The following is a 1,818-nucleotide window of genomic DNA, read 5'->3' as shown; positions in this document are numbered from 1 at the left end:
CTCCTTTCTAAGGATATATTCGGAACATCTTCGTAGAAGATGAAGGAATAACATTGACATATTGTATTCAGTTTTGAATGTTTATACAACATTCAAACATTTATTGTACATTGAAAACTAGATAAGTAAGTAAAATATAGATTTTACCAAGCAAAACCGAGTGAATTAGAGTTTTAAAGCTTGAATTCATAAGAAATAATCGCTAGTGTTCGAAAGAACACTCACAAGATTAATAACGCGTTTCCTGTAGGATGGAAACATAGATTAAGTTATTAAGGGCGCACGGTGGATGCCTTGGCACTAGAAGCCGAAGAAGGACGTTACTAACGACGATATGCTTTGGGGAGCTGTAAGTAAGCGTTGATCCAGAGATTTCCGAATGGGGAAACCCAACATGAGTTATGTCATGTTATCGATATGTGAATACATAGCATATCAGAAGGCAGACCCGGAGAACTGAAACATCTTAGTACCCGGAGGAAGAGAAAGAAAAATCGATTCCCTGAGTAGCGGCGAGCGAAACGGGAAGAGCCCAAACCAACAAGCTTGCTTGTTGGGGTTGTAGGACACTCTATACGGAGTTACAAAAGTATATATTAGACGAATCATCTGGAAAGTTGAATCAAAGAAGGTAATAATCCTGTAGTCGAAAATATATACTCTCTTGAGTGGATCCTGAGTACGACGGAGCACGTGAAATTCCGTCGGAATCTGGGAGGACCATCTCCTAAGGCTAAATACTCTCTAGTGACCGATAGTGAACCAGTACCGTGAGGGAAAGGTGAAAAGTACCCCGGAAGGGGAGTGAAAGAGAACTTGAAACCGTGTGCTTACAAGTAGTCAGAGCCCGTTAATGGGTGATGGCGTGCCTTTTGTAGAATGAACCGGCGAGTTACGATTTGATGCAAGGTTAAGCAGTGAATGTGGAGCCGTAGCGAAAGCGAGTCTGAATAGGGCGTTGAGTATTTGGTCGTAGACCCGAAACCAGGTGATCTACCCTTGGTCAGGTTGAAGTTCAGGTAACACTGAATGGAGGACCGAACCGACTTACGTTGAAAAGTGAGCGGATGAACTGAGGGTAGCGGAGAAATTCCAATCGAACCTGGAGATAGCTGGTTCTCTCCGAAATAGCTTTAGGGCTAGCCTCAAGTGATGATTATTGGAGGTAGAGCACTGTTTGGACGAGGGGCCCTTCTCGGGTTACCGAATTCAGACAAACTCCGAATGCCAATCAATTTAACTTGGGAGTCAGAACATGGGTGATAAGGTCCGTGTTCGAAAGGGAAACAGCCCAGACCACCAGCTAAGGTCCCAAAATATATGTTAAGTGGAAAAGGATGTGGCGTTGCCCAGACAACTAGGATGTTGGCTTAGAAGCAGCCATCATTTAAAGAGTGCGTAATAGCTCACTAGTCGAGTGACACTGCGCCGAAAATGTACCGGGGCTAAACATATTACCGAAGCTGTGGATTGTCCGTAGGACAATGGTAGGAGAGCGTTCTAAGGGCGTTGAAGCATGATCGCAAGGACATGTGGAGCGCTTAGAAGTGAGAATGCCGGTGTGAGTAGCGAAAGACGGGTGAGAATCCCGTCCACCGATTGACTAAGGTTTCCAGAGGAAGGCTCGTCCGCTCTGGGTTAGTCGGGTCCTAAGCTGAGGCCGACAGGCGTAGGCGATGGATAACAGGTTGATATTCCTGTACCACCTAGTATCGTTTTAATCGATGGGGGGACGCAGTAGGATAGGCGAAGCGTGCTATTGGATTGCACGTCCAAGCAGTAAGACTGAGTGTTAGGCAAATCCGGCACTCATAAGGT

1 rRNA gene is annotated in these 1,818 nt (G+C 45.4%); it reads left to right on the top strand.

What is annotated here, in order from left to right:
- Positions 1 to 262: 262 nt before the first annotated feature.
- Positions 263 to 1,818 (top strand): 23S ribosomal RNA (locus Q4528_RS12580); the annotation flags it as partial.

The organism is Staphylococcus pasteuri, from assembly GCF_030547725.1.
GTDB classification, from domain to species: domain Bacteria; phylum Bacillota; class Bacilli; order Staphylococcales; family Staphylococcaceae; genus Staphylococcus; species Staphylococcus pasteuri.
Note: the sequence above shows the minus strand (reverse complement) of the source record. Positions and strands in the feature narration are given on the sequence as shown.